Source organism: Paenibacillus sp. FSL R5-0713 (genome assembly GCF_037973325.1).
Classification (GTDB): Bacteria; Bacillota; Bacilli; order Paenibacillales; family Paenibacillaceae; genus Paenibacillus.
Map to the genome: position 1 here is coordinate 786275 of NZ_CP150229.1, position 23617 is coordinate 809891.

The 23617-nt window shown below is 47.9% G+C and carries 19 protein-coding genes; 18 read left to right on the top strand and 1 reads right to left on the bottom strand.

The genetic code is table 11. From position 1 onward, the window contains the following. Window positions 1-88: 88 nt before the first annotated feature. The 14 genes from MKZ12_RS03650 to MKZ12_RS03715 all read left to right on the top strand — a co-directional run bounded on the left by MKZ12_RS03650 (window position 89) and on the right by MKZ12_RS03715 (window position 16973). Window positions 89-964, top strand: coding sequence for a phosphoribosylaminoimidazolesuccinocarboxamide synthase (locus MKZ12_RS03650; protein WP_339258769.1), 876 nt, complete (start codon window positions 89-91; stop codon window positions 962-964). 705 nt (window positions 965-1669) lie between these two features. After that, a complete protein-coding gene (gene purS, locus MKZ12_RS03655; protein WP_017690695.1) occupies window positions 1670-1915 on the top strand; it encodes a phosphoribosylformylglycinamidine synthase subunit PurS in 246 nt (81 codons plus the stop codon). Window positions 1916-1919: 4 nt separating this feature from the next. Next, complete coding sequence (gene purQ / locus MKZ12_RS03660; protein ID WP_339258771.1) at window positions 1920-2609, top strand: phosphoribosylformylglycinamidine synthase subunit PurQ; 690 nt, start codon at window positions 1920-1922, stop codon at window positions 2607-2609. Continuing rightward, window positions 2587-4830, top strand: coding sequence for a phosphoribosylformylglycinamidine synthase subunit PurL (gene purL / locus MKZ12_RS03665; protein ID WP_339258773.1), 2244 nt, complete (start codon window positions 2587-2589; stop codon window positions 4828-4830). Before purQ ends, purL begins: the two co-directional genes overlap by 23 nt. Then, complete coding sequence (purF, locus tag MKZ12_RS03670) at window positions 4815-6293, top strand: amidophosphoribosyltransferase (RefSeq protein ID WP_339239482.1); 1479 nt, start codon at window positions 4815-4817, stop codon at window positions 6291-6293. Before purL ends, purF begins: the two co-directional genes overlap by 16 nt. Window positions 6294-6296: 3 nt before the next feature. Then, a complete protein-coding gene (locus MKZ12_RS03675; RefSeq protein WP_339258775.1) occupies window positions 6297-6740 on the top strand; it encodes an immunity 26/phosphotriesterase HocA family protein in 444 nt (147 codons plus the stop codon). Window positions 6741-6869: 129 nt separating this feature from the next. Further along, window positions 6870-7910 (top strand): phosphoribosylformylglycinamidine cyclo-ligase, encoded by a 1041-nt coding sequence (gene purM, locus MKZ12_RS03680; RefSeq protein ID WP_105602187.1) that lies wholly within the window; start codon window positions 6870-6872, stop codon window positions 7908-7910. Then, window positions 7910-8527, top strand: coding sequence for a phosphoribosylglycinamide formyltransferase (gene purN, locus MKZ12_RS03685; RefSeq protein WP_339258778.1), 618 nt, complete (start codon window positions 7910-7912; stop codon window positions 8525-8527). The genes purM and purN overlap by 1 nt, the downstream gene beginning before the upstream one ends. A gap of 295 nt (window positions 8528-8822) precedes the next feature. After that, entirely contained in the window at window positions 8823-10370 is a 1548-nt protein-coding gene (purH, locus tag MKZ12_RS03690) for a bifunctional phosphoribosylaminoimidazolecarboxamide formyltransferase/IMP cyclohydrolase (protein WP_339239487.1), read from the top strand. A 130-nt stretch (window positions 10371-10500) separates the two neighbouring features. Next, window positions 10501-11766 (top strand): phosphoribosylamine--glycine ligase, encoded by a 1266-nt coding sequence (gene purD / locus MKZ12_RS03695; protein ID WP_339258780.1) that lies wholly within the window; start codon window positions 10501-10503, stop codon window positions 11764-11766. 716 nt (window positions 11767-12482) lie between these two features. Then, window positions 12483-13820 (top strand): hemolysin family protein, encoded by a 1338-nt coding sequence (locus MKZ12_RS03700; RefSeq protein WP_339239489.1) that lies wholly within the window; start codon window positions 12483-12485, stop codon window positions 13818-13820. 229 nt (window positions 13821-14049) lie between these two features. Next, a complete protein-coding gene (locus MKZ12_RS03705) occupies window positions 14050-15132 on the top strand; it encodes a hemolysin family protein (protein WP_339258782.1) in 1083 nt (360 codons plus the stop codon). Window positions 15133-15399: 267 nt separating this feature from the next. Then, window positions 15400-16353: a ring-cleaving dioxygenase gene (locus MKZ12_RS03710; protein WP_339261303.1), complete on the top strand. Its 954-nt coding sequence runs from the start codon at window positions 15400-15402 to the stop codon at window positions 16351-16353. 14 nt (window positions 16354-16367) lie between these two features. After that, entirely contained in the window at window positions 16368-16973 is a 606-nt protein-coding gene (locus MKZ12_RS03715; RefSeq protein WP_339261305.1) for an alpha/beta hydrolase, read from the top strand. Between the two features lie 152 nt (window positions 16974-17125). Here the strand turns inward: MKZ12_RS03715 and MKZ12_RS03720 are convergent, their stop codons facing one another. Beyond that, a complete protein-coding gene (locus MKZ12_RS03720; protein ID WP_339258784.1) occupies window positions 17126-17806 on the bottom strand; it encodes a stalk domain-containing protein in 681 nt (226 codons plus the stop codon). A gap of 246 nt (window positions 17807-18052) precedes the next feature. On the opposite strand from MKZ12_RS03720, the gene MKZ12_RS03725 reads away from it, so the two are divergent. The 4 genes from MKZ12_RS03725 to MKZ12_RS03740 all read left to right on the top strand — a co-directional run bounded on the left by MKZ12_RS03725 (window position 18053) and on the right by MKZ12_RS03740 (window position 23599). Further along, entirely contained in the window at window positions 18053-20344 is a 2292-nt protein-coding gene (locus MKZ12_RS03725) for a glycoside hydrolase family 3 C-terminal domain-containing protein (RefSeq protein ID WP_339258786.1), read from the top strand. Between the two features lie 370 nt (window positions 20345-20714). Next, window positions 20715-21605, top strand: coding sequence for an alpha/beta hydrolase (locus MKZ12_RS03730; protein ID WP_339258788.1), 891 nt, complete (start codon window positions 20715-20717; stop codon window positions 21603-21605). 63 nt (window positions 21606-21668) lie between these two features. Then, window positions 21669-22961, top strand: coding sequence for a threonine ammonia-lyase IlvA (gene ilvA / locus MKZ12_RS03735; RefSeq protein ID WP_339239493.1), 1293 nt, complete (start codon window positions 21669-21671; stop codon window positions 22959-22961). A 50-nt stretch (window positions 22962-23011) separates the two neighbouring features. Then, the gene (locus MKZ12_RS03740) at window positions 23012-23599 is read left to right on the top strand and encodes a GNAT family N-acetyltransferase (protein WP_339258790.1); all 588 of its coding nucleotides are present in this window, start codon (window positions 23012-23014) and stop codon (window positions 23597-23599) included. The last annotated feature ends 18 nt before the right edge of the window (window positions 23600-23617 follow it).

The following is a 23617-nucleotide window of genomic DNA, read 5'->3' on the forward strand; positions in this document are numbered from 1 at the left end:
ATCGGAAGGTTGTTCTGTATTCGGAGTGGCCCCGCGTGATGAGGGGAATTGGACGTATACTTTACATCTCCTGAAAGAAGGTGAACCCATGGCACTGTCCACTGCGGCAGATCTCGTTAAAGCACCTCTGTTATATAAAGGAAAAGTACGTGAATTGTACGATCTGGGTGAACATTTTCTGATCGTGGTTACCGACCGAATCTCGGCATTTGATTATGTGCTGGACCCGGCAGTTCCCGAGAAAGGAAACGTACTGAACAAGCTCAGCAGTTTCTGGTTTGAACTGACAGGCAGCATGATGGAGAATCACGTGATTCATACCGATGTGAACAAATTGGGTGATCTCGTCACAGACCCAGAATTGCTCAAAGACCGCATCATGGTAACCCGCAAAGCAGAACGCATTGATATTGAATGTGTCGTGCGTGGATACATCACTGGTGGTGGATGGAGACAATACGAGACGAGCGGTGAAGTAAATGGCATTAAACTGCCTGAAGGGCTGCGCAAGAACGCCAAACTCGAAGTTCCCATTTTCACCCCGGCAGCCAAAAATGATGTAGGGCATGACGAGGACATTTCGATGGATCGCATGAAAGAACTGGTGGGCGACGGACTTGCAATGGAGCTTCAGGAAAAAAGCCTGCGCCTGTACGAATTCGCTCGTGATTACTGTGATCAGCGTGGCATCATTCTGGCAGACTGCAAATTCGAGTTCGGCATTGTGGATGGCAAGGTCATCCTGATTGACGAAATCTTCACCCCAGATGCTTCACGCTTCTGGGCCAAAGAGAATTATGAACTCGACATCGAGATCGATAGCATGGATAAAGAACCAGTACGCACCTATCTCGCCGGAACGGATTGGGATAAGAACAGCAAACCTGATCCGCTCCCACAATCGGTAGTTGAAGCAACAACCGCCAGATACGTCGATATTTATAACCGTCTAACGGCACAATAAATTTAATTGTTTTCACGTAATGGTCAGTCTCGACCATTACACACCGTGCAACGTAAAAGGTTTAGGCCTTTAAAAAACATCGCATGGACTAGCGTAGGGGCGGAATTGTTCTTAAAGGAGCGATAGCGTTCGCCTTTGTCCCCGGGTTTTGACCGCAGAGCGGGCCAAAACAATCCAAAAAACCTGGGGACAACAAGCGACCGAAAAGAACAATCCGCCCCGGAGCAAGCACTAGACCATTACACACCGTGAGACGTAAAAGGTTTAGGCCTTTAAAAAACGTCGCATGGACTAGCGTAGGGGCGGAATTGTTCTTAAAGGAGCGATAGCGTTCGCCTTTGTCCCCGGGTTTTGACCGCACAGCGGGCCAAAACAATCAAAAAAAACCTGGGGACAACAAGCGACCGGAAAGAACAACTCGCCTGGGAGCAAGCACTAGACCATTACCCACCGTGCAACGTAAAAGGTTTAAGCCTTTAAAAAACATCGCATGGACTAGCGTAGGGGCGGAATTGTTCTTAAAGGAGCGAAGCGTTCGCCTTTGTCCCTGGGTTTTGACCGCAGAGCGGGCTAAAACAATCCAAAAAACCTGGGGACAACCAGCGACCGGAAAGAATAATCCGTCCCGGAGCAAGATCCAAAATTTACTTTTTTAACAGCATAAAGCATTTATCCCGTTCATTACTGAGGAGGAACATAAGGATCATGATCAAAGCAACCGTATATGTCACTATTAAGCAAAGCGTACTCGACCCGCAAGGCGTAGCTGTTCAAGGAGCCCTGCATTCCATGGGATTCAACGAAGTGGAAAGTGTACGGATCGGTAAAGTCATGGAACTCAACCTGGATACAACAGATCGTGCGGAAGCGGAGAAACGATTGAAAGTCATGTGTGAAAAGCTGCTGGCCAACACCGTTGTTGAAGATTACCGCTACGAATTGGAGGGTTAATCTCATGAAATTTGCAGTTCTTGTGTTCCCTGGCTCCAACTGCGACATCGACTGTTACAAGGCAGTGGAAGATGCGATTGGACAAGAGGTTGATTATGTATGGCACACGGCTACAGATCTTTCGGCTTATGATTGTATTTTGGTTCCGGGTGGTTTTTCTTACGGGGACTACCTGCGTTGCGGAGCGATTTCTCGCTTTGCACCGGTAATGAACGAGGTAGCGAAAGCTGCTGAACAAGGTAAATATATTTTGGGCATTTGCAACGGATTCCAGATCCTGACGGAAGCGGGATTGCTTCCAGGTGCATTGATTCGTAATACTTCCCTGAAATTCCGTTGTCACGATACGGTATTGAAAGTGGCAAACGCAGATACACCATTTACACGTGACTATGCACCGGGCGAAGAGATTGTCATCCCAATTGCTCACGGTGAAGGTAACTATTATTGCGACGAGGAGACGCTCGCGAGTCTGCAAGCGAACAACCAGATCGTATTTACGTATGGTACCAACCCGAATGGTTCCCTGGGTGATATCGCGGGAATCTGCAACGAGGGTGGAAACGTAGTCGGCATGATGCCGCACCCAGAGCGTGCAGTGGATTCACTGTTTGGTTCGGAAGACGGCAAACGTATGTTTACATCTATTTTGAAAGCATGGAGGGATCGGCATGACGCAGCAGCTATCCGCTAAGGAACCGACAGCAGAACAGGTCGCAGAACATAAACTTTACGCACAGATGGGCGTGTCTGACAGCGAGTATGAGCTGATCTGTGAGTTCATGGGCCGCAAGCCAAATTACACGGAAATCGGTGTATTCAGTGTCATGTGGTCTGAGCACTGCGCATACAAAAACTCCAAGCCGCTCTTGCGTCGTTTCCCGACAAGTGGCCCTCGTGTCCTGATGGGACCAGGTGAAGGTGCCGGAATCGTGGATATCGGTGACAACCAGGCCGTTGTATTCAAAATTGAAAGCCATAACCACCCTTCCGCAGTAGAGCCTTATCAAGGCGCGGCAACAGGTGTGGGCGGCATTATCCGTGATATTTTCTCCATGGGCGCAAGACCGGTAGCACTTCTGAACTCTCTTCGTTTCGGTAAGTTGGAGAGCGATCGTGTTAAATATTTGTTTGAGCATATTGTAGCAGGTATTGCGGGATATGGTAACTGTATCGGTATTCCTACCGTTGCAGGTGAAGTGATGTTTGACGAGAGCTACGAAGGCAATCCGCTGGTTAACGCCATGTGTGTGGGTCTGATTGATCATGACAAGATTCAGCGCGGTGTAGCCAAAGGTGTAGGTAACCCGGTGTATTACGTGGGCCCACCAACAGGTCGTGACGGTATCCACGGTGCAACGTTTGCATCCGTTGAGCTGACAGAAGAATCCGAGTCCCAACGGACAGCGGTTCAGGTTGGTGATCCGTTCATGGAGAAACTGGTCATGGAATCCTGTCTGGAATTGATCGACACGGGAATTGTGCTCGGAATTCAGGATATGGGCGCTGCGGGTCTGACATGCTCAAGTGCAGAGATGGCAAGTAAAGCGGGTAACGGTCTGGAATTGTATCTGGATCAGGTGCCACAACGTGAAGAAGGTATGACACCTTACGAGATGATGTTGTCCGAGTCCCAGGAACGCATGTTGTTCGTCGTTGAGCCCAAGGATGAGGCGCAGGCGATGGAAATCTTTGAACGTTGGGGTGTCATCTGTGCCAAAGTTGGTAAAGTTACAGACGATGGTCGTCTGAAACTGATTCACCACGGCGAAGTGGTTGGCGATATGCCAGTAACAGCACTAGTTGACGAGTGCCCAGTGTATGACAAACCATCTTCTGTGCCTGCGTACTATGAGCAAAGTGCTTCCATCGACACGCTTCGTTACGACGAAGTGTCGGATCTCGGCGGAGCGCTGAAACAAGTACTGGCTTCGCCAACGGTTGCAAGTAAGAAATGGGTTTATGATCAATATGATTACATGGTGCGTACAAGCACTGCCGTTCGTCCAGGTTCGGATGCAGCCGTAGTTACCATTCGTGGAACACGCAAAGGTCTTGCGATGACAACGGACTGTAATGGACGTTATGTATACCTTGATCCTGAAGTTGGCGGACGGATTGCCGTGAGTGAAGCTGCGCGTAACATTGTATGTTCTGGTGCAGAGCCCCTGGCAATTACGGACAACCTGAACTTCGGTAACCCGGAGAAGCCGGATATTTTCTGGCAAATGGAGAAAGCGGTAGATGGTATGGCAGAAGCTTGCCGTGTGCTGGATACGCCGGTCATCGGTGGTAACGTAAGTCTGTACAATGAAAACGCCAAAGGCTCCATCTATCCAACGCCAGTGGTCGGTATGGTAGGTCTCGTTCATGATACGGATCATATCACGACACAAGCTTTCAAATCCGAAGGAGATGTCATCATTCTCCTCGGTGAAACCAAAGCTGAACTCGGCGGCAGCGAGCTGCAATACGCCGTTCATGGTCAGACGGAAGGCCGTCCGCCAGAACTGAACTTGCAAACGGAAAAAGCGTTGCTCAGCACGGTGCTTGAAGCTATTCAATCCGGTCTCGTTCGCTCGGCACATGACTTGTCTGAAGGTGGCCTGGCTGTAGCACTCGCAGAATCTTGTATCAGCGGTAACGTAGGCGCACAGGTGAATGTGGAGACTGCACTGCGTGCAGATCACGCCCTGTTCAGTGAGAGCCAATCCCGTATCTTGTTGTCGGCTACGCCAGAGCAAGCGGGTAAACTTGAAGCATTTGTACGTGAGCGTGGTGTACCTGTAGCTGTGATTGGACGTGTAGAAGGAAGTAACCTGACGATTGAACTGAACGGAACATCAGCCGTGAGCGAACCTGTAGGAGGTTTGGCTCAGGTCTGGGAGGATGCGATTCCATGTCTCATGAACTGATGACAGGACCGTTGTGGACAGGCGATTATTATAATGAAGGGTCCGGCAAGGAAGGACTCGACAAATTGAAGGAAGAATGCGGCGTGTTCGGGGTGTTCAGACACCCTGACGCGGCTTCACTCTCCTATTATGGACTGCATGCGCTACAACATCGGGGAGAAGAAAGTGCGGGCATGTGTGTGAGTGATGGCAGCCAGTTTAACTATCATCGTGGCATGGGTCTGGTGAAAGAAGTATTCACCAAAGATCTGATGCAGACGTTAACCGGGGATATTTCCATTGGACATGTCCGGTATTCAACAAGCGGTGACAGTAAACTGACGAACGCACAGCCACTGGTATTTAAATACCGTGATGGCGATCTGGCAGTAGCGACCAACGGTAACATTGTAAATGCACCAACGATCCGGCGTGAGCTGGAGCAGAGCGGTTCCATTTTCCAAACAACAAGTGATACCGAGGTTATTGCGCATCTGATTGCACGTTCCTCCAAAGGGCTTGTGGAAGCGGCCAAAGAGGCATTCCAGCGCATTGTCGGCGGTTATGCGTTTCTGATCATGACCAACGACAAGTTGCTCGTGGCTTCCGATCCACACGGACTACGTCCGCTGACGATGGGTAAGCTGGGAGATGCGTATCTGTTTGCATCCGAGACTTGTGCACTGGAAACAATCGGTGCAGAGTTAATTCGTGATATTGAACCCGGTGAACTGCTTGTGCTGGATGCAGATGGTCTGCACGAAGATCGCTTCGATCATCACAAGCACCGGAAGGCTTTATGCGCGATGGAATATATATATTTTGCTCGTCCAGATAGTGATATGAACGGTGCGAACCAACATGCTGCCCGTAAACGGATGGGAAGCCGGATGGCGATTGAGTCGTTTGTAGATGCGGACTTGGTTACGGGGGTACCAGATTCCAGTATCTCAGCGGCCATTGGTTATGCGGAGCAAACGGGTATTCCGTATGAGATGGGTATGATCAAGAACAAATACACCGGACGTACGTTTATCCAACCAAGCCAGGAATTGCGGGAGCAGGGCGTGAAGATGAAGCTGAGCGCTGTGCGTCGTGTTGTCGAAGGCAAACGTGTGGTCATGATTGACGACTCGATTGTACGGGGAACGACCTCCCGGCGGATCGTGAACATGCTGCGTGATGCAGGAGCAACGGAAGTTCATGTACGCATTACATCGCCACCTTTCAAAAACCCTTGTTTCTATGGCATCGATACACCGGACAGCCGCGAATTGATCGCTTCACAGCTGTCGGTGGAAGAGATCTGCCGTGAAATTAATGCGGATTCTCTGTCGTTCCTCAGTCCGGATGGACTGATTGCATCCATTCAGGGAGATAATCAGGATGATCCCAAGGGCGGGCTTTGCCTTGCATGTTTTGATAATGATTACCCAACCCGCCTCGACTTTGGCGGCGAAGAAAAATTCGGCTGCAGCTGTTAATCCATGCAGATGAGAAAGAGTTATAACGAAGGCGATATATTCCTGATTCCTATGAAGGACGGCCGATTTGCGGTATGCCAGGTGGTATGCGCACTTAAAGGCCGTTTCAAAAAGGCATTTTCGTTCGGCGTGATGAGCATTCAGCGTGACGAAACCGTAAGTTTGGAAGATGGCGAATTTCTCTTCTATTCCTTTGGAAAGCGTAGAAGCAACATCATATTTACTTCTCCGGCCAATATCCGAAACGGATCGTGGAGGATCGTGGGTAACACACCTTTGACGCCCGAAAAGGAAAAGCTGAAAGTGTTTCAGTGTGCCGGACATTTATACTGCGGTGATGAGTACATTCGTAACCTCCCGATAGAAGAGTATAGTCAGTTTAATACGCTCGGCGTAGCCGGATTTGAATTGGTACAAAACCATCTGTTAGAGATGGAGCAAGGATAGGTAGGTTGGACTTAACATTGACACGATAAAATCTGGAGATAACGGCAATCGAAAGGTTGTCCAGCCATCGAAGGGGTACGTGTTAATACGCTGGTTCAATTTTTAGAAGATATGAAGGGTGTGATGGTTGTGTCCGAAGCATATAAAAAGGCCGGCGTCGATATCGCGGCAGGTAATGAAGCGGTTGAACGGATGAAAAAACACGTGAAGCGTACCTTCCGTCCGGAAGTGATGACAGATCTGGGTGGATTCGGTGCCCTGTTCGGTTTGAACAAAGATAAATACGATGAGCCAGTGCTTGTATCCGGTACGGATGGCGTAGGCACCAAGCTGAAGATTGCATTTGCGATGGATCGTCATGACACGATCGGAATCGACGCGGTAGCCATGTGTGTGAACGACATTGTGGTACAGGGTGCAGAACCACTCTTCTTCCTTGACTATCTGGCTTGTGACAAAGTTATCCCTGAGAAGATCGAAGCTATTGTTGCGGGTATCGCTGAAGGCTGTCATCAATCGGGTTGTGCGCTGATTGGTGGCGAGACGGCAGAGATGCCGGGCATGTACAGTGAAGGCGAATACGATATTGCCGGATTCACGGTAGGCATCGTGGACAAAGCGAAGATCATCAACGGCACAACCATCGCCCCTGGCGACACTGTGATTGGATTGGCCTCTAGCGGTGTACACAGTAACGGATTCTCGCTGGTACGCAGACTTTTGTTGGAAGATGCGGGACTTGATCTGCATGATGAAGTAGCGGAACTGGGCGGTAAGCTGGGGGATTCCCTGCTGGAACCTACGAAGATCTATGTTAAACCCCTGTTGTCCCTGCTGGAAAAGGTAAAAGTAAAAGGCATGGCACACATTACAGGTGGTGGCTTCATCGAGAATATCCCACGTATGTTGCCGAGCAACGTGAATGTGGATATTAACTACGGCTCTTGGCCGATCCTGCCGATTTTCAACCTGTTACAGGAAAAAGGATCTGTCTCGAACCGTGACATGTTCACCACCTTTAACATGGGTGTTGGGCTTGTACTGGTCGTTAATGAAGCAGATGCAACGGAAGCACTGCAACAACTGAAAGCATCTGGTGAAGAAGCGTACATCATTGGACGTGTTACTGAAGGAGACGCGCGAGTAACCTTCACGGGAGCGGATGTTTAATGGCGAACTACCGCATAGCTGTATTTGCCTCGGGTGAAGGGACTAACTTTCAGTCATTGGTCGATGCAGTACGGAACGGTGGGCTGAATGCATCCGTAGATCTGCTCGTGTGTGATAAACCGTCTGCACGTGTTGTGCAGCGGGCACAGGATGCAGGCGTGGATTGTCATCTGTTTACTCCGAAAAATTATGCTTCCCGTGAAGCCTATGAGGCTGAGATCGTGGAAGTGCTAGAATCCAAAGAGATCGACTTGGTCGTTCTTGCCGGATATATGAGATTGTTGACTTCGGTTGTGGTGGATCGTTACGCAGGGCGGTTGATTAACATTCATCCGTCCTTACTGCCGGCGTTTGCAGGCAAGGATGCGATTGGACAAGCACTTGAGTATGGTGTGAAAGTGACTGGTGTGACTGTGCATTTCGTAGACGGAGGTATGGATACTGGCCCGATTATTGCCCAGCATCCGGTTCCCATTCTGCCAGAGGATACGCCTGAAACGATCAGCAAAGCCATTCATGCAGCCGAACAGCAGCTATATCCTGAAGTGGTATCTTGGTTCGCTCAAGGGCTGGTTCAATTGGATGGGCGTCACGTCACTGTTAACAAACCGGTTTGATATAGTTCTAAACTGGTTCACACAATAACGTAGAGGACAGAAATAAGCTGGAGAAGCGGAGCGCTCGCCTTTATTAATGGATTTTTACCATTGAGAAATTGTTCAAAAAAATCTAGGAATAACAGCGATCGAAAGATTGTTCTGAACTCGTAGTGTTTAAGTGTGAAAATCCATTTATAGACTATATAACAGAAGTCGAAAATTGGTACGCATTTTGTGATATTTCTCGGGAAATAAATCGGCTGTGTTTCGTCAGGAAACGCGAAGCCATGGGACATTAAAGGAGGAGCATATTGTGAGTATCAAAAGAGCGCTGGTCAGCGTATGGGATAAAACAGGCATCGTGGACTTTTGCCGCGAGCTGTCACAAATGGGTGTGGAGATTATTTCGACAGGAGGTACAAGCAGCCTATTGTCGAAGGAAGGCGTACCTGTCATCGGAATTTCGGATGTGACCGGATTCCCGGAAATTATGGACGGACGTGTCAAAACATTGCATCCGGCAGTACATGGTGGGTTGCTGGCTGTTCGTGACAGCGAAGAGCATAAGCGCCAGATGGAAGAGAACGGACTGGATTATATCGACCTCGTTGTCGTGAACCTGTATCCCTTCCAAGATACTATCGCCAAGCCGGACGTAACATACGAAGACGCGATCGAGAACATTGATATCGGTGGTCCTACCATGCTTCGTTCTGCTGCCAAAAACCATGCTTTTGTTAGTGTCGTTGTTGACACAGCAGATTATGGGCAGGTGCTTGAAGAAGTTCGCAGCAATGGAGATACCACTCTCGAAACACGCAAACGGCTTGCGGCAAAAGTGTTCCGCCATACAGCGGCTTACGATGCAGTTATTTCTGACTATCTCTCCAACCTGAATGGTGATCCACTGCCAGAGCGTCTGACGGTTACTTACGAAAAACTCCAGGATTTGCGTTACGGCGAAAATCCACACCAGCAGGCGGCATTCTACCGCAAACCGCTGGCTGCTCAAGATACGTTGACAACAGCCGAGCAATTGCATGGCAAAGAGTTGTCTTACAATAACATCAACGATGCAAACGCAGCATTGCAGATTGTAAAAGAATTTGAAGAGCCTGCGGTTGTCGCGGTTAAACATATGAACCCATGCGGCGTAGGCATTGGCGCAAGTATCTATGAAGCTTACAGCAAGGCATATGCTGCAGATCCAACGTCCATCTTTGGTGGAATTGTGGCAGCCAACCGCATTATAGATAGCGATACAGCGGGCAAATTGAGCGAGATTTTCCTGGAAATCGTGCTTGCTCCTGACTTTACGCAAGAGGCACTCGATATCCTGACGAAGAAGAAAAACATTCGTTTGCTCAAAACGGGTGAACTGAACGCTGCTCGTAAACGGGAGAGCCAATTCGTGGTAACTTCCATCGACGGTGGTATGATCGTACAACAGTCCGATGTACATTCCATCGAAGCGAGCGAACTGAACGTGGTAACGGATCGTGCACCATCGGAAGAAGAACTGAAACAGCTGTTGTTTGGCTGGAAAGTAGTTAAACACGTGAAATCCAACGCGATTGTACTAGCTTCGAATGACATGACAGTAGGTGTGGGCGCTGGACAAATGAATCGTGTGGGTGCAGCCAAAATTGCGATTGAGCAAGCTGGCGAGCAAGCAAAAGGCGCTATTCTGGCATCAGATGCATTCTTCCCAATGGGGGATACGCTGGAACTGGCAGCAAAAGCCGGCATTACAGCGGTAATTCAACCTGGCGGTTCGATCAAAGATGAAGAATCCATCAAAGTAGCCAATGAATACGGAATTGCCATGGTCTTCACAGGCGTTCGTCACTTCAAACACTAGAGCGTAAAAGGTTCAAATAAGGGGTGTCGCCAGTCATACTTATGACTTATGGTACACCCCCTATTTTTTAGGTTGTTCAATACGCAGTAGCGTAACAAATACTGTTATGCACGGAGGGGGAACAGAGCGAATGGATATTCTGGTAGTAGGCGGCGGTGGCCGGGAGCACGCAATCATCTGGGCGCTGGCGAAGAGTCCAAAGGTAGGCAAGATTCACTGTGCACCGGGAAATGCAGGTATTGCTCAGCTCGCTGAGTGTCATGCGATTGCGGTGAATGAATTCGATCAACTAACGGCTCTTGCTGTAGAGCTTCAAGTAGGATTAGTGGTTATTGGTCCGGATGATCCGCTGGCGGATGGGATCGTGGATGCATTTGACTCCACTGGTATTCCGGTATTCGGACCTCGTCGCAATGCAGCAGAGATCGAGGGAAGTAAAACGTTCATGAAGGATCTGCTGCACAAATACAACATTCCAACGGCAGCCTATGAGAAATTCGATAACTACGAACAGGCTCAAGCATACCTGAATGAACAAACCATTCCGGTTGTCATCAAGGCAGATGGACTGGCAGCGGGCAAAGGTGTGACGGTAGCTTATTCCCGTGCTGAGGCTGATCAGGCACTTCGCAGCATCATGGTGGATAAAGTGTTTGGTGAAGCGGGAGCGAAAGTGATCATCGAGGAATTCCTGGCAGGTCAAGAAATGTCCATTCTGGCCTTTGTTGATGGGGAAACGGTTCGTCCGATGGCCGCAGCACAGGATCACAAACCCGTGTTCGATAATGATCAGGGGCCAAACACAGGCGGTATGGGGACATATTCACCATTGCCACATATCCCGGCTTCCATTATTGAGGAGGCTGTGGAAACGATCATCAAACCAACGGCTAAAGCAATGGTGTCCGAGGGACGTCCATTCCAGGGTGTATTGTTTGCCGGATTGATGATCTCGCCCGATGGTAGACCCAAAACGATTGAGTTCAACGCACGTTTCGGTGATCCGGAAACACAGGTTGTATTGCCGCGTCTGAAGAGTGATTTGTTTGAGATCTTCTGGGCAACTGTCCATGGCAAGCTGGCTGACATTGAGATTGAATGGAGCGATGAAGCTGCTGTATGTGTGGTACTTGCTTCAGGCGGATATCCGGGTCCTTATGCCAAAGGTGTAGTCATTGAAGGACTGGATCATGTGGAAGATGCGGTGGTATTCCACGCAGGTACATCGCGTAATGAAGCAGGAGACTGGGTCACCAACGGTGGACGGATTCTGGGCGTTGTGGGCCTTGGTGCTGATATTGCCGAAGCTAGAAACAAAGCCTATGCACAGGCGGAGCATATCCAATTCGATGGCAAACATCAGCGGACGGATATTGCTGCTAAAGCACTGGTATAGAATGAACAAAGAGTCCGTAAAGATGTGTACCGGAAAGGTATTTGCATCCTGCGGGCTCTTTGCTTCGTATATAGATGTATCTTGTGTAAACGATCGGACTTGTTCATAGGTGAAAGATAGGGGAAAGAGACGAAACAGGATTAAACCTGGATGTTCAGGATGTTTAATGCCCAGAGGTACAGGGTAGTATTTTTAGAAATCGGACTATACTAAACTTGTGAACAATATCACATTATAAGGCCATATTATTCATATTATATAAAGTACGTAACATACATAGAGACTAATTTGTGAACATTATACTGTAACCTTGTTCCAAACCATAACGTGCAACTGGATGGTTGAGAGGGAAACATGGTATACTTTTCGGAAACAGGAATGAGTACGAGGGGAGGTGGATATCTATTGGGTAGGCGATATTGTAAATTGTCCAAATGGCGAATCTAGGTGGAGTTAAGCGAGGAACAATTGACAGCATGAGGGGTAACCCGATTTGAATGAAGAAGTTTCTGCAAGTCATTGACTTCATCTTGAATTCCTGTTTTGTAATTTTACAAGGTCAAAACGTAAGACTTATACAAAAATTATCATTGAAATCGATTTTATATAAGGCAGACGTCGTGTTGAAAGACTAACAGCGGATGAATGGTTAACACAGTTAACGGATCACGCTGTAACTATCTCTGGAGGTGAATCCCTGAGAATCGGGGAAATCATTGGACATAATTACCATATTGAATATCGCTTTACTTATTATCTTGATTGCATTGACTGCATTTTTCGTAGCATCGGAGTTCGCTGTAGTCAAAATTCGTACATCAAGAGTGGATCAACTGGTTGCCGAGGGCAATAAAAAGGCCGTACTCGCCAAAAAAGTTGTCTCGGACCTGGATTATTATCTGTCAGCCTGTCAGCTCGGTATTACAGTCACCGCTCTGGGACTGGGAGCACTCGGAAAACCGACGGTTGAGAGATTGTTATACCCGGTATTCAATTATTTAGATGTGCCTGCTTCAATCTCATCCATTGCCTCATATGCAATTGCCTTTATCCTCGTCACATTCTTGCATGTGGTTGTTGGTGAGATGGCACCCAAAACATTGGCGATTCAGTTTTCGGAAAAACTGACGTTATTGCTCTCGCCGCCTTTATATTGGTTTGGTAAAATCATGTATCCGTTCATCTGGGCACTTAATGGAGCCTCACGTGTTATTCTGCGGGGATTCGGTGTGAAGCCTGCCGAACATGATCAAGCCTACTCGGAAGACGAGATCAAGATCATCATGAACCAGAGTTATGAAGGTGACGAGAACAACAAGACCAAGCTTTCTTATCTGGAAAATGTATTTGTATTCGACGAACGTGATGCCAAAGACATCATGGTACCACGTACGGAACTGGTGACATTAGATCAGGATATGACCTATGACGATATTATTCCTATATTGGATGAACATAACTATTCACGTTACCCTGTCATCGAGGATGGGGACAAGGACCGCATTATCGGCGTCGTGAATGTGAAGAAGATTTTGCCGGATATGGTTGCTGCAAGATCGTATCAACTGAGCGAGTTCGTTCGCGAGATCCCATTCGTTTCTGAAGTTACACGTATCCAGGATGCGATGATTAAAATGCAGCAGGAACGTGTACACATGGCCGTGGTTGTGGATGAATACGGCGGTACTTCGGGAATCATTACGATGGAGGATATTCTGGAGGAGCTGGTCGGTGAGATTCGTGATGAATTCGATGCCGATGAGGTGGCTGATATTCAGGAGACCGGAGAGAATCAATATCTCATTAATGGTCGGGTCCTTTTGGATGAAGTGGAGCGGCAGTTCGGGCTTAGCTTTGAAGGAAATGAAGAGATGGATACCGTAGCCGGATGGATTCAGTACCAGAAGGGTGTGGGTGTGGAAAAAGGCGACACGGTAGAACACGGTGATTATGTCTGGACCGTTGTGGACGCCGAGAACTATCACATCAAGCAAGTTCTTCTGGAACGAGTGAACGGCGCTGAAGTTGAGGAAGGTGCAAGCGATCTGGCGTGATCTTACCCGGAAATTTTTAAAATTTAAATGTTTTTGCGATAACGGAGAGGACAGAATAGACTGAAGAAGCGAAGCGTCCGCCTTTATCCCCGGATTTTCCCCTTTTATATAAGGATCAAAAAAATCTGGGGATAACAGCGGTCGGAAGGTTATTCTGTCATCGGAGTGGTCTGAGCAACCTTAATATAAATTTTACTTGGAGGTGAATCCCTCAACCTGAGGGAAATCATTGGACGGAATAATAGCCTTGAATTTATTTTTAGTAGCCGTATTTATAGGTCTGACAGCCTTTTTCGTTGGAGCCGAATTTGCAATTCTTAAAGTACGGATGTCCCGAATCGATCAATTGATCTCGGAAGGTAACAAAAAGGCAGTACTGGCCAAAAAAGTGGCACACAACCTGGATTATTATCTGTCGGCATGTCAGTTGGGGATTACCATTACGGCGCTCGTATTGGGAGCCTTGGGTGAACCTACCGTTGAGAAAATGCTGCACCCGCTATTTGAGCGCATGGAAGTGCCGGCGGCATTGTCTACAGTGCTTTCCTATGGTATTGCTCTCGCGATTATTACGTTCCTGCACGTGGTTATTGGTGAATTGGCACCGAAAACACTGGCGATTCAGTTTGCAGAGAGAATGACGCTGCTGCTGGCACCACCACTGTACTGGTTCGGTAAAATCATGAATCCGTTCATCTACGCGCTGAATGGAGCTGCTCGTCTGTTGCTTGGCATATTTGGTGTAAAACCTGCTGGGCATGATACCGTTCACTCGGAAGAAGAACTGAAGCTGATTATGGCACAGAGCTATGAGAGTGGTGAGATCAACCAGACGGAGCTGGACTATCTGAAGAACATTTTTGCTTTTGATGAGCGTTTGCTTCAGGAGATTATGATTCCAAGAGATAAAATCGTTACCTTGAATAAAGAAATGCCGCTTGATCAGATCATTGAGACGCTGAATCGACACGAATACACGAGATATCCTGTTATTGCAAATGGAGATCAGACGCATTTTGTTGGTTTCATCAACACCAAAGAAATGCTGACAAGTGTGGCTGCAGGCCGTGCCTTTAATATGGAGACATTTGTCCATAATACGCCGAGTTTCTCTGAGCGTTCTCCGATCAAGGACGTGCTGATTCAGATGCAGCAAAGCCGTGTACACATTGCAACCGTGAAAAACGAGGCAGGTGTTACGGTAGGTATGGTTACGATGGAGGATATCCTTGAAGAGATTGTCGGAGATATCAAGGATGAATACGAGCACAAAGATTTGGTGAATCCTCCCAAAAGAATGAAATTGGTTTAAGCAGCAGTGTTAAAAAGAAATTACAGCATTAACGAAGTATCTAAGTGAAGCAACGTAATTCTTCTAACGATAAAAGCAGGTTCCCGATGTGATCGGGGCCTGCTTTTTGGTTTACATCTTAATTTTAAAATAAAAGCTTGCATATTGAGGTGTAATGGATTAATATAAATTTAAAGAATCTTAACTTAAAGATAAATAACAAAAGCAATACAATAAATAAAAGAAGCGCATCTAACTTATGATATTACTAAAACCAAGGGAGTGGAGATTATGTTCAGAACTTCAGGCATTCATCACATTACAGCTTTTGTAGACGATGCACAGAAAAACGTTGATTTTTACGCAGGTGTGTTGGGTCTTAGATTGGTAAAAAAAACAATTAACTTTGATGCACCAGACGTGTATCACTTGTATTATGGGAATGAGCAGGGTGCACCGGGCACAATCATCACCTTTTTCCCACAGCAGAATTCAAGAAGAGGTGTTATTGGTTCAGGTCAGACTGGAGTTACCGTATATGCGGTACCTGTAGGAAGCTTGCCTTTCTGGAAAGAACGTCTTACTTCCTTCGACATTCCGTATGAAGATAAAACGAGATTCGGTGAGCAGTACATTCGTTTCTTCGATAAAGGTGGCTTGTTGCTTGAACTGGTTGAGCGCGAAGGTGGTCAGCCAAGCAGCTGGAGTTTCAACGGTGTGACGCCGGAGCATGCCATCAAAGGATTCGGCGGTGCTGTATTGTTCAGCCACGTTCCTGAGAAAACCATGGATGTATTGGTGAGCAAACTCGGTCTGGAGCAGGTCGGCGAAGAAAACGGGCTCCTTCGTCTACAGGCAAGCGGCGATATTGGCCAGATCATTGACATTCAGTCTACAGGCATTCAACGCGGGATTGGCGGAGCCGGAACAGTTCACCATATTGCATGGCGTGCCAAAGACTACACGGAGCATGAGCAGATTCAGCAGGATCTTGAACAGTCCGGGTATCATCCAACACCAGTCATTGACCGTCAATACTTCAACGCTGTGTATTTCCGGGAGCCGGGAGGCATACTGTTCGAATTGGCTACCGATCCTCCGGGATTTGCACGGGATGAACCCGCAGAGAGCATGGGTGAGAAACTGATGTTGCCTGAATGGTATGAACCACAGCGCGAACAGATCGAACAATTGTTGCCACGAATTGAAGTACGTGAATGGAAAGGAGAGTTCAAATCATGACCACAACTAATACAATGAAACATATCTATAAAGCAGGTGCTCAGCCGGATGCGCCAACAATCCTGTTGCTTCATGGCACAGGCGGAACCGAGAACGATCTGATCGGTCTTGCCGAGATGATCGCGCCAGAAGCTGGCATACTTGGGGTGCGAGGTAACGTATCGGAGAACGGGATGCCCCGTTTCTTCCGCCGCTTGGCCGAAGGTATTTTTGATGAAGAAGATCTGATTGCTCGTACGGCAGAGCTGGGATCTTTTGTAGATGCAGCTGCGGTGGAGTATGGTTTCGATCGGTCCAACGTGTATGCACTGGGCTACTCTAACGGTGCCAACATTGCGGCAAGCCTGATCTTCCATCAAGCGGATGTATTCAAAGGTGCAATTCTGCATCATCCAATGGTACCGCTGCGTGGTCTGGAATTGCCAGATCTGAAAGGTCTGCCTGTGTTCATCGGTGCAGGCGAGAACGATCCGATTGTACCAAGACGTGAAACTGAGGAACTTGCTTCGCTGCTCAGTGGTGCAGGTGCCGATGTAAACACGTATTGGGAGCGTCAGGGTCATCAGTTGACTCGTACCGAGGCAGAAGCTGCGGCAGCTTGGTTTAAGACACAGGCGTAAGTTGGGTGTATAGACACACTAGATGGTAAGCTAATTAAAATTAAACAAATTTGCACAAGTCAAAAGAACACCGGTACTTATAAAGTACGGTGTTCTTTTGATTCACTTTTTCTACTGTCTTTGAGAATTTAAAATGAGTGATGGTTTACTATTTATTTGTAGCTACCAGTTACAAAGATGGACTGTGGTGTGAAACCTATATTTGGTATATCTGTAGTGAATTTAAGTTTTTTAACTCCACCGATATCAAATGAAGCTGTCTGTTTTCCGCTGGAAGCATTGACTTCGAATTCTTTAAGTAACACATCACCATCGAATACTTTTAGACTAACTGTATTGTTCATTTTAACGGGAAATACGGAAAGTTCGATTGTTTGGTATTTACCTTCAGGTAGTAGAGTGAATTCTTGATCTATAAAAATTTCTTTGATAACAACTCCTGATTCATAATCTTTGTCTTGTTGCACTGTAAACTGTTTATCTTTTGTTACAAAGGAATCATATTTTACTTCAATTTTCTCGGATGTAATAGGTGTTGTATCTGATTTCTCACCAAGCGTAAGAGTTTGGCTACTACCGTTATAATCTACTGCTACTCCAAGTGCTTCGCCTACTGAACGAACAGGTAGGTATGTCGTATTGTTATATGTAATTGCAGCTAATTTCTTACCATTTTGATCTACGGGACTCCATGCTTTGCCTGAAATGTTGTAATTGATTCCCCAATTCAGATTGGCCGTGATTTTCTCGAGGACAGGTGCTGCTCCGGCGCCGATAGCCATACCTCCAAGAAGTGTAAAACTAGATAACGCAATAATAAACTTTTTCTTCACAAATTCTTCCTCCTAAAGTAAATATATGATTTCATTGTAATTATATTACTTAAGACAGGGTATGACAATGATTTTAATAGTCTTAAAGTAATGGCAATCTGAGTTATTAGTAATATATACCTAATATTATGAGGGTTTGTGTTATGTAAACGGTACGAACCGGGTAAACATTTGAATGTGTTGTAGACAACCTTGTATGCTTGTTTATGTAGCTATGCATCAACATCATGAACTGGAGGGGTTAATGTGGAACGTAACATCAAGGAACTGGTACAGCGGATGACACTGGAGGAGAAAGCGGGTATGTGCTCGGGGCTGGACTTTTGGCATCTGAAAGGGGTGGAGCGTCTTGGCATTCCTTCCATCATGGTGACGGACGGACCTCATGGGCTACGCAAGCAGGATGGCAGTACAGATCATCTCGGTCTGACGTCGAGCGTGCCCGCAACCTGTTTCCCGTCTGCGGCAGGACTGGCTAGTTCATGGGACAAGGATCTGGCGCGTCAGGTCGGAGTAGCCTTGGGTGAGGAATGTCAGGCTGAGGATGTAGCGGTATTGCTTGGGCCGGGTGTGAATATTAAACGTTCCCCACTGGGCGGACGTAATTTTGAATACTTTTCCGAAGATCCGTTGTTATCCACGCAGATGGCTACAGGTCATATTCAGGGTGTACAGAGTCAGGGCGTGGGTACGTCTCTGAAACACTTTGCAGTCAATAATCAGGAAGAACGGCGCATGTCGATTGATGCGGTAGTAGATGAACGGACGCTACGCGAGATTTATCTGGCGAGCTTCGAAGGCGCGGTGAAGGATGGACAGCCGTGGACGGTGATGTGTTCCTACAATAAGGTGAACGGTACGTATGCTGGGGAGAACAAATGGTTGCTGACAGATATCCTGAAAGACGAATGGGGACACGAAGGTCTTGTGGTATCCGACTGGGGCGCGGTCAATGAACGTGCAGACGCCCTTGCAGCAGGACTGGAACTGGAGATGCCAACAAGTGGTGGAATCGGTGAGCGTAAAGTGATCGATGCCGTAGAGAGCGGACAATTGCCGCTGGACAAGCTGGATCGGGCGGTGGAGCGTCTGCTTACGCTGATCTTCAATGCTGTTGAGCAAAAGCAAGAAGGGGCTACATATAACAAGGATGAGCATCACCAACTTGCGCGCAAGGTGGCAGCCGAGAGTATGGTTTTGCTGAAAAATGAAGAAGGTCTCCTGCCGCTGGGACGTGAAGGCGAAGTGGCGTTAATCGGGGCATTTGCGCGTAAACCCCGCTTCCAGGGCGGTGGCAGTTCCCACATTAATCCGACCAAAGTGGATGATATTGTGGAAGAGATGACACGGGTGGCTGGCGAAGGTGTAACCTTCTCTTATGCCCCTGGTTATCGGATTGAAGCGGATGATGTGGATGAGACATTGATGCATGAGGCTGTCCAGGCAGCGCAATCAGCGGATACCGCTGTAGTGTTCGTTGGATTGCCGGATCGTTATGAATCCGAAGGGTATGATCGTTCCCACCTGCGCCTGCCTGACAATCATATCCGGCTGATTGAAGAGATTGCGAAGGTTCAATCACGCGTCGTCGTTGTGCTGAGCAACGGATCTCCAGTGGAGATGCCTTGGCTGCCGAAGGTGCAAGCGGTGCTCGAAGCGTATCTTGGTGGACAGGCGGTTGGTGGAGCGATAGCTGATCTGTTGTACGGAGAGGTGAATCCGTCCGGTAAACTGGCAGAGACATTCCCTGCCAAACTCAGCCATAATCCATCTTATCTGAACTTCCCGGGCGAAGGGGATCGTGTCGATTATCGGGAAGGTATCTTTGTGGGTTACCGCTATTATGACAAAAAAGAGCTGGAGCCCCTGTTCCCGTTTGGTTATGGACTGAGTTATACCACATTTGAATATGCCGACCTGAAGGTAGATCGCACGGAACTGACCGATCAGGATGAGGTGAATGTGCAAGTTCGGGTCACTAATACCGGAGACAGAGCGGGCAAGGAGATTGTACAACTATATGTCAGCGACGTAGAGAGCACAGTTATTCGTCCAGTCAAAGAACTGAAGGCTTTTGCCAAAGTAGCGCTTGAACCGGGAGAGTCAAAAGTAGTGAGCTTTACACTAAACAAGCGTTCATTCGCCTATTACAATGTAGATATGAAGGACTGGCATGTTGAGACTGGAGAGTTCGAGATTCAAGTGGGCAGTTCCTCACGGGACATCCATGTGCAAACACGGGTGAATGTAGAGTCTACAGCGACATTCCTTCCAACCTATACGCGTAACAGCACATTGGGGGATATCCAGCGTGATCCGGCCCATAAAAAGCTGCTCGAACAGGCTTTGCAACAATTCCAGGAAGCCAGCGGGTTCGGTGGCGAGGATGCGGGTGATCATGCAGATATGATGGATGCAATGATGAAATATATGCCACTGCGTGCACTGGTTGCGTTTAGCGGTGGGGCCATGACGGAAGAAGCGATGAACGAGCTTCTGGAGCAGCTGAACAACAAGGATCATGGTATTCGGGGATAAGGGGCAATAGCCTTAAACCGAGTATTCAACCATCCTTGGATTAAGCGAATGTGCAATCCGTGCAGGAACTGCGCACGAAGCAACAAGAAGGTGTATGTGAGGACCAGCCGCATAGTGGCTGGTACAGTTACCCGATCCGATTGTGGATCGGGTTTTCTTTTTGCATAAGGGAAAAGAGGGAGAAAGGAACGGTGGGATAGGGGATAATCCATGCAACGCAACAGAAGGTGATAGAAACGACAGGACGGCTGTAACATTGATGAATCAACATGGTTGTGGTAAAGGATGGAGTATTCTATAATGGAGTAATTGATAATGATTTTCAATTAGATCGGTGAAAGATGATTATGCTTGTAATCAGGAGGGGAATATGAATCCTAACTCTAGCTCACATACGTTTGGCTCAAGTGCGTTTGTTCAGACCCGCGATGGTCGCAAATTACATTATATGTCCAGGGGAACAGGAGAACTTACGGTTGTATTTGAATCCGGCATGGGTGCCTCCAGATCGAACTGGGGATTAGTTGCACCAGCCATTGCTGAGCATGCACGCGCCGTCGTGTATGACAGGGCAGGGGCGGGACGAAGTGATGTAGACGCGGCTCCCCGTAGCCTTGAACGCATTGCAGGGGATCTTGGGGAACTGCTGACTGCGCTGGGTCCGGGGCCTTTCATTCTGGTTGGACATAGCTGGGGAGGTCCGATCGTACGGGCTGCGGCGGCTGCACATCTGTCTCGATTACGTGGCATTATTCTGGTGGACCCATCAGACGAGCATTGCGAAATGTATTTTTCCAAACTTACTAAGATGAGCTTTGCCTTCAATGGTTTCCTTATTCCAATTATGGCACGTACGGGTTTATATAGGTTGCTCGGCAGCAAAGCGGGAAGCATTCAGCCTAACGATGTGGTGGCGGATCACCTCAAGGAAGATTTCACTGTAACAGCAGCCAGCACGATGCTTGCGGAGGGCAAAATATTTCTGAGTGACATGGCAGCGCTGCTGGAACATCCTCCGGCTCTGGGTGATCTGGAAGTCAGCGTGATCTCGGGTACGAAACCGGGTAAGGGAGAGGGGAAAATCAGACCTGCACTCATCACGGCGCATCGCCAGACGGTGAGCAAGCTATCCAATGCAAGATGGATTGGGGCGGATCAATCGGGACATATGGTTATATATACAGACCCTCAGGTCATTATCGATGAAATTGTACGAATGATAAATGATGTAAGCTCAAGCGCAAGAACAGAACAAAAGTGATACAATACAAAGAAAAGCAGTGCGCGACATTGCTAGACCATAAAAGCGGAGTGTGGAGACAACATGAAACCAGTTGAACAAGAACCAACGGGAACCACAAATCCCGGCCGTGCCAGTGTTGGCATGGAAGATATCGTGCGTGCACATCATGTGCTGCGTGAGGTCATTGTAAGAACGCCGTTGCAGCGGGACGCTGTATTGTCGGCCAAATATAACTGTAATGTGTATCTGAAAAGGGAAGACCTTCAAGTGGTGCGCTCGTTCAAAATTCGGGGTGCCTATAATATGATTCGCAGTCTGACACCAGCCGAGATGGAGAAGGGTATTGTCTGTGCAAGTGCGGGCAACCATGCCCAAGGCGTCGCTTTTAGCTGTAATGCCCTTGGAATTAACGGCAAAATCTTCATGCCGAGTACAACCCCGAACCAAAAGGTGAAACAGGTAAGACGTTTTGGTGGTGACAACGTTGAAGTGGTGCTGATCGGGGATACGTATGATGATGCGTATGCTGAAGCGATGCGTGCATGTGACGAACAGGGCATGACGTTCATCCATCCGTTTGATCAACCGAAGATTATTGCAGGTAATGGTACAGTAGCGATGGAAATCATGGAAAGTCTCGATGAGAATGCCGACTATGTGTTCGTGACGATTGGTGGCGGAGGGCTGGCGGCCGGTGTGGGAACCTACATGAAAACCGTGAGTCCGGAGACACGAATCATTGGTGTTGAGCCACTTGGGGCAGCTTCCATGAGTGAGGCGATGTTCCGCAAACAGGTTGTAACGCTGGATGATATTGATAAATTCGTGGATGGCGCAGCGGTGAAGCGAGTTGGCGACCTGACCTATGATATCTGCAGCAGTATACTTGATGACATTGTGAAAGTGCCGGAAGGCAAAGCTTGCACAACCATTCTGGAGCTCTATAATGAAAATGCAATCGTGGTTGAGCCTGCCGGTTCCTTGGCAGTTGCGGCGCTGGAGCAGTATCGTGAGCAAATTGTGGGCAAGACGGTGGTCTGTGTCATTAGTGGCGGGAACAACGATATTGACCGGATGCAGGAGATCAAAGAACGTTCTCTCATCTACGAAGGTCTGAAGTATTATTTCATGGTTAATTTCCCACAGCGTGCGGGAGCTTTACGTGAATTCCTGGAGGAAGTTCTAGGGAAGAATGATGATATCACCCGGTTTGAATATACGAAGAAGCATGATAAGGAAAATGGCCCTGCCCTGGTGGGCATTGAGCTGATGTACAAGGAAGATTACCAACCGCTCATTGAACGTATGAACCGCAAAGGTATCGCCTATACTGAGCTGAACAAAAACCTGAATCTGTTCAACATGTTAATCTGATGAATTATTCAAGAAGGCAGTCAGACATGCAGTCGGAGGTGAAATGAAGTATGCAATCAGATCACCAAGAAACATCTCCTCTAATCAGACCAGGGCGCATAGAAGATGCTGATCAAGTCATTCCATTGTTGGTTCAGGCGATAGGAGATATTGCTTACGCGCTCGCGGGTGAGGCGGATCATGATAAGGCGATGCAGATTTTGCAGGCGTTCTATGTACAGGAAGACAATCGGATTAGCTATCGTCACGTAACGGTGATGGAGCAGGATGGACTTGTGGCGGGAATTCTCGTAGCCTATGATGGCGGTGAAGCGGATCATCTGGACCAGCCGATTCTGAATCGCCCTGGACGAAGTCGGGATGAGAAGTATGCTTTGGTTAAAGAAACCCGCCCGGGTGAGTATTATCTGGATACTCTCTCGGTAAGTGAAGCTTATCAGGGGCAGGGCATCGGCCGGGCACTGATGGCTGCTTTTGAGCAGCAGGGCAGAGATCTGGGTCACTCGCAGGTATCCCTGATTGTAGAACGGGACAACGGCCGTGCGCTAATGCTTTATGAACGGCAGGGATATGTCAAAGACGATGTCATTGTCATCGCAGGACATGAGTATAATCATATGGTCAAGCCACTTCAATAGAGTAAGAAACCAAGAAGA

Excerpts from the sequence above, each read along its gene's own strand:
- MKZ12_RS03650 (WP_339258769.1), top strand. The coding sequence starts at position 89 with ATGGCACTGTCCACTGCGGCAGATCTCGTTAAAGCACCTCTGTTATAT.
- purS (WP_017690695.1), top strand. The coding sequence starts at position 1,670 with ATGATCAAAGCAACCGTATATGTCACTATTAAGCAAAGCGTACTCGAC.
- purQ (WP_339258771.1), top strand. The coding sequence starts at position 1,920 with ATGAAATTTGCAGTTCTTGTGTTCCCTGGCTCCAACTGCGACATCGAC.
- purL (WP_339258773.1), top strand. The coding sequence starts at position 2,587 with ATGACGCAGCAGCTATCCGCTAAGGAACCGACAGCAGAACAGGTCGCA.
- purF (WP_339239482.1), top strand. The coding sequence starts at position 4,815 with ATGTCTCATGAACTGATGACAGGACCGTTGTGGACAGGCGATTATTAT.
- MKZ12_RS03675 (WP_339258775.1), top strand. The coding sequence starts at position 6,297 with ATGCAGATGAGAAAGAGTTATAACGAAGGCGATATATTCCTGATTCCT.
- purN (WP_339258778.1), top strand. The coding sequence starts at position 7,910 with ATGGCGAACTACCGCATAGCTGTATTTGCCTCGGGTGAAGGGACTAAC.
- purD (WP_339258780.1), top strand. The coding sequence starts at position 10,501 with ATGGATATTCTGGTAGTAGGCGGCGGTGGCCGGGAGCACGCAATCATC.
- MKZ12_RS03715 (WP_339261305.1), top strand. The coding sequence starts at position 16,368 with ATGAAACATATCTATAAAGCAGGTGCTCAGCCGGATGCGCCAACAATC.
- MKZ12_RS03730 (WP_339258788.1), top strand. The coding sequence starts at position 20,715 with ATGAATCCTAACTCTAGCTCACATACGTTTGGCTCAAGTGCGTTTGTT.
- ilvA (WP_339239493.1), top strand. The coding sequence starts at position 21,669 with ATGAAACCAGTTGAACAAGAACCAACGGGAACCACAAATCCCGGCCGT.
- MKZ12_RS03740 (WP_339258790.1), top strand. The coding sequence starts at position 23,012 with ATGCAATCAGATCACCAAGAAACATCTCCTCTAATCAGACCAGGGCGC.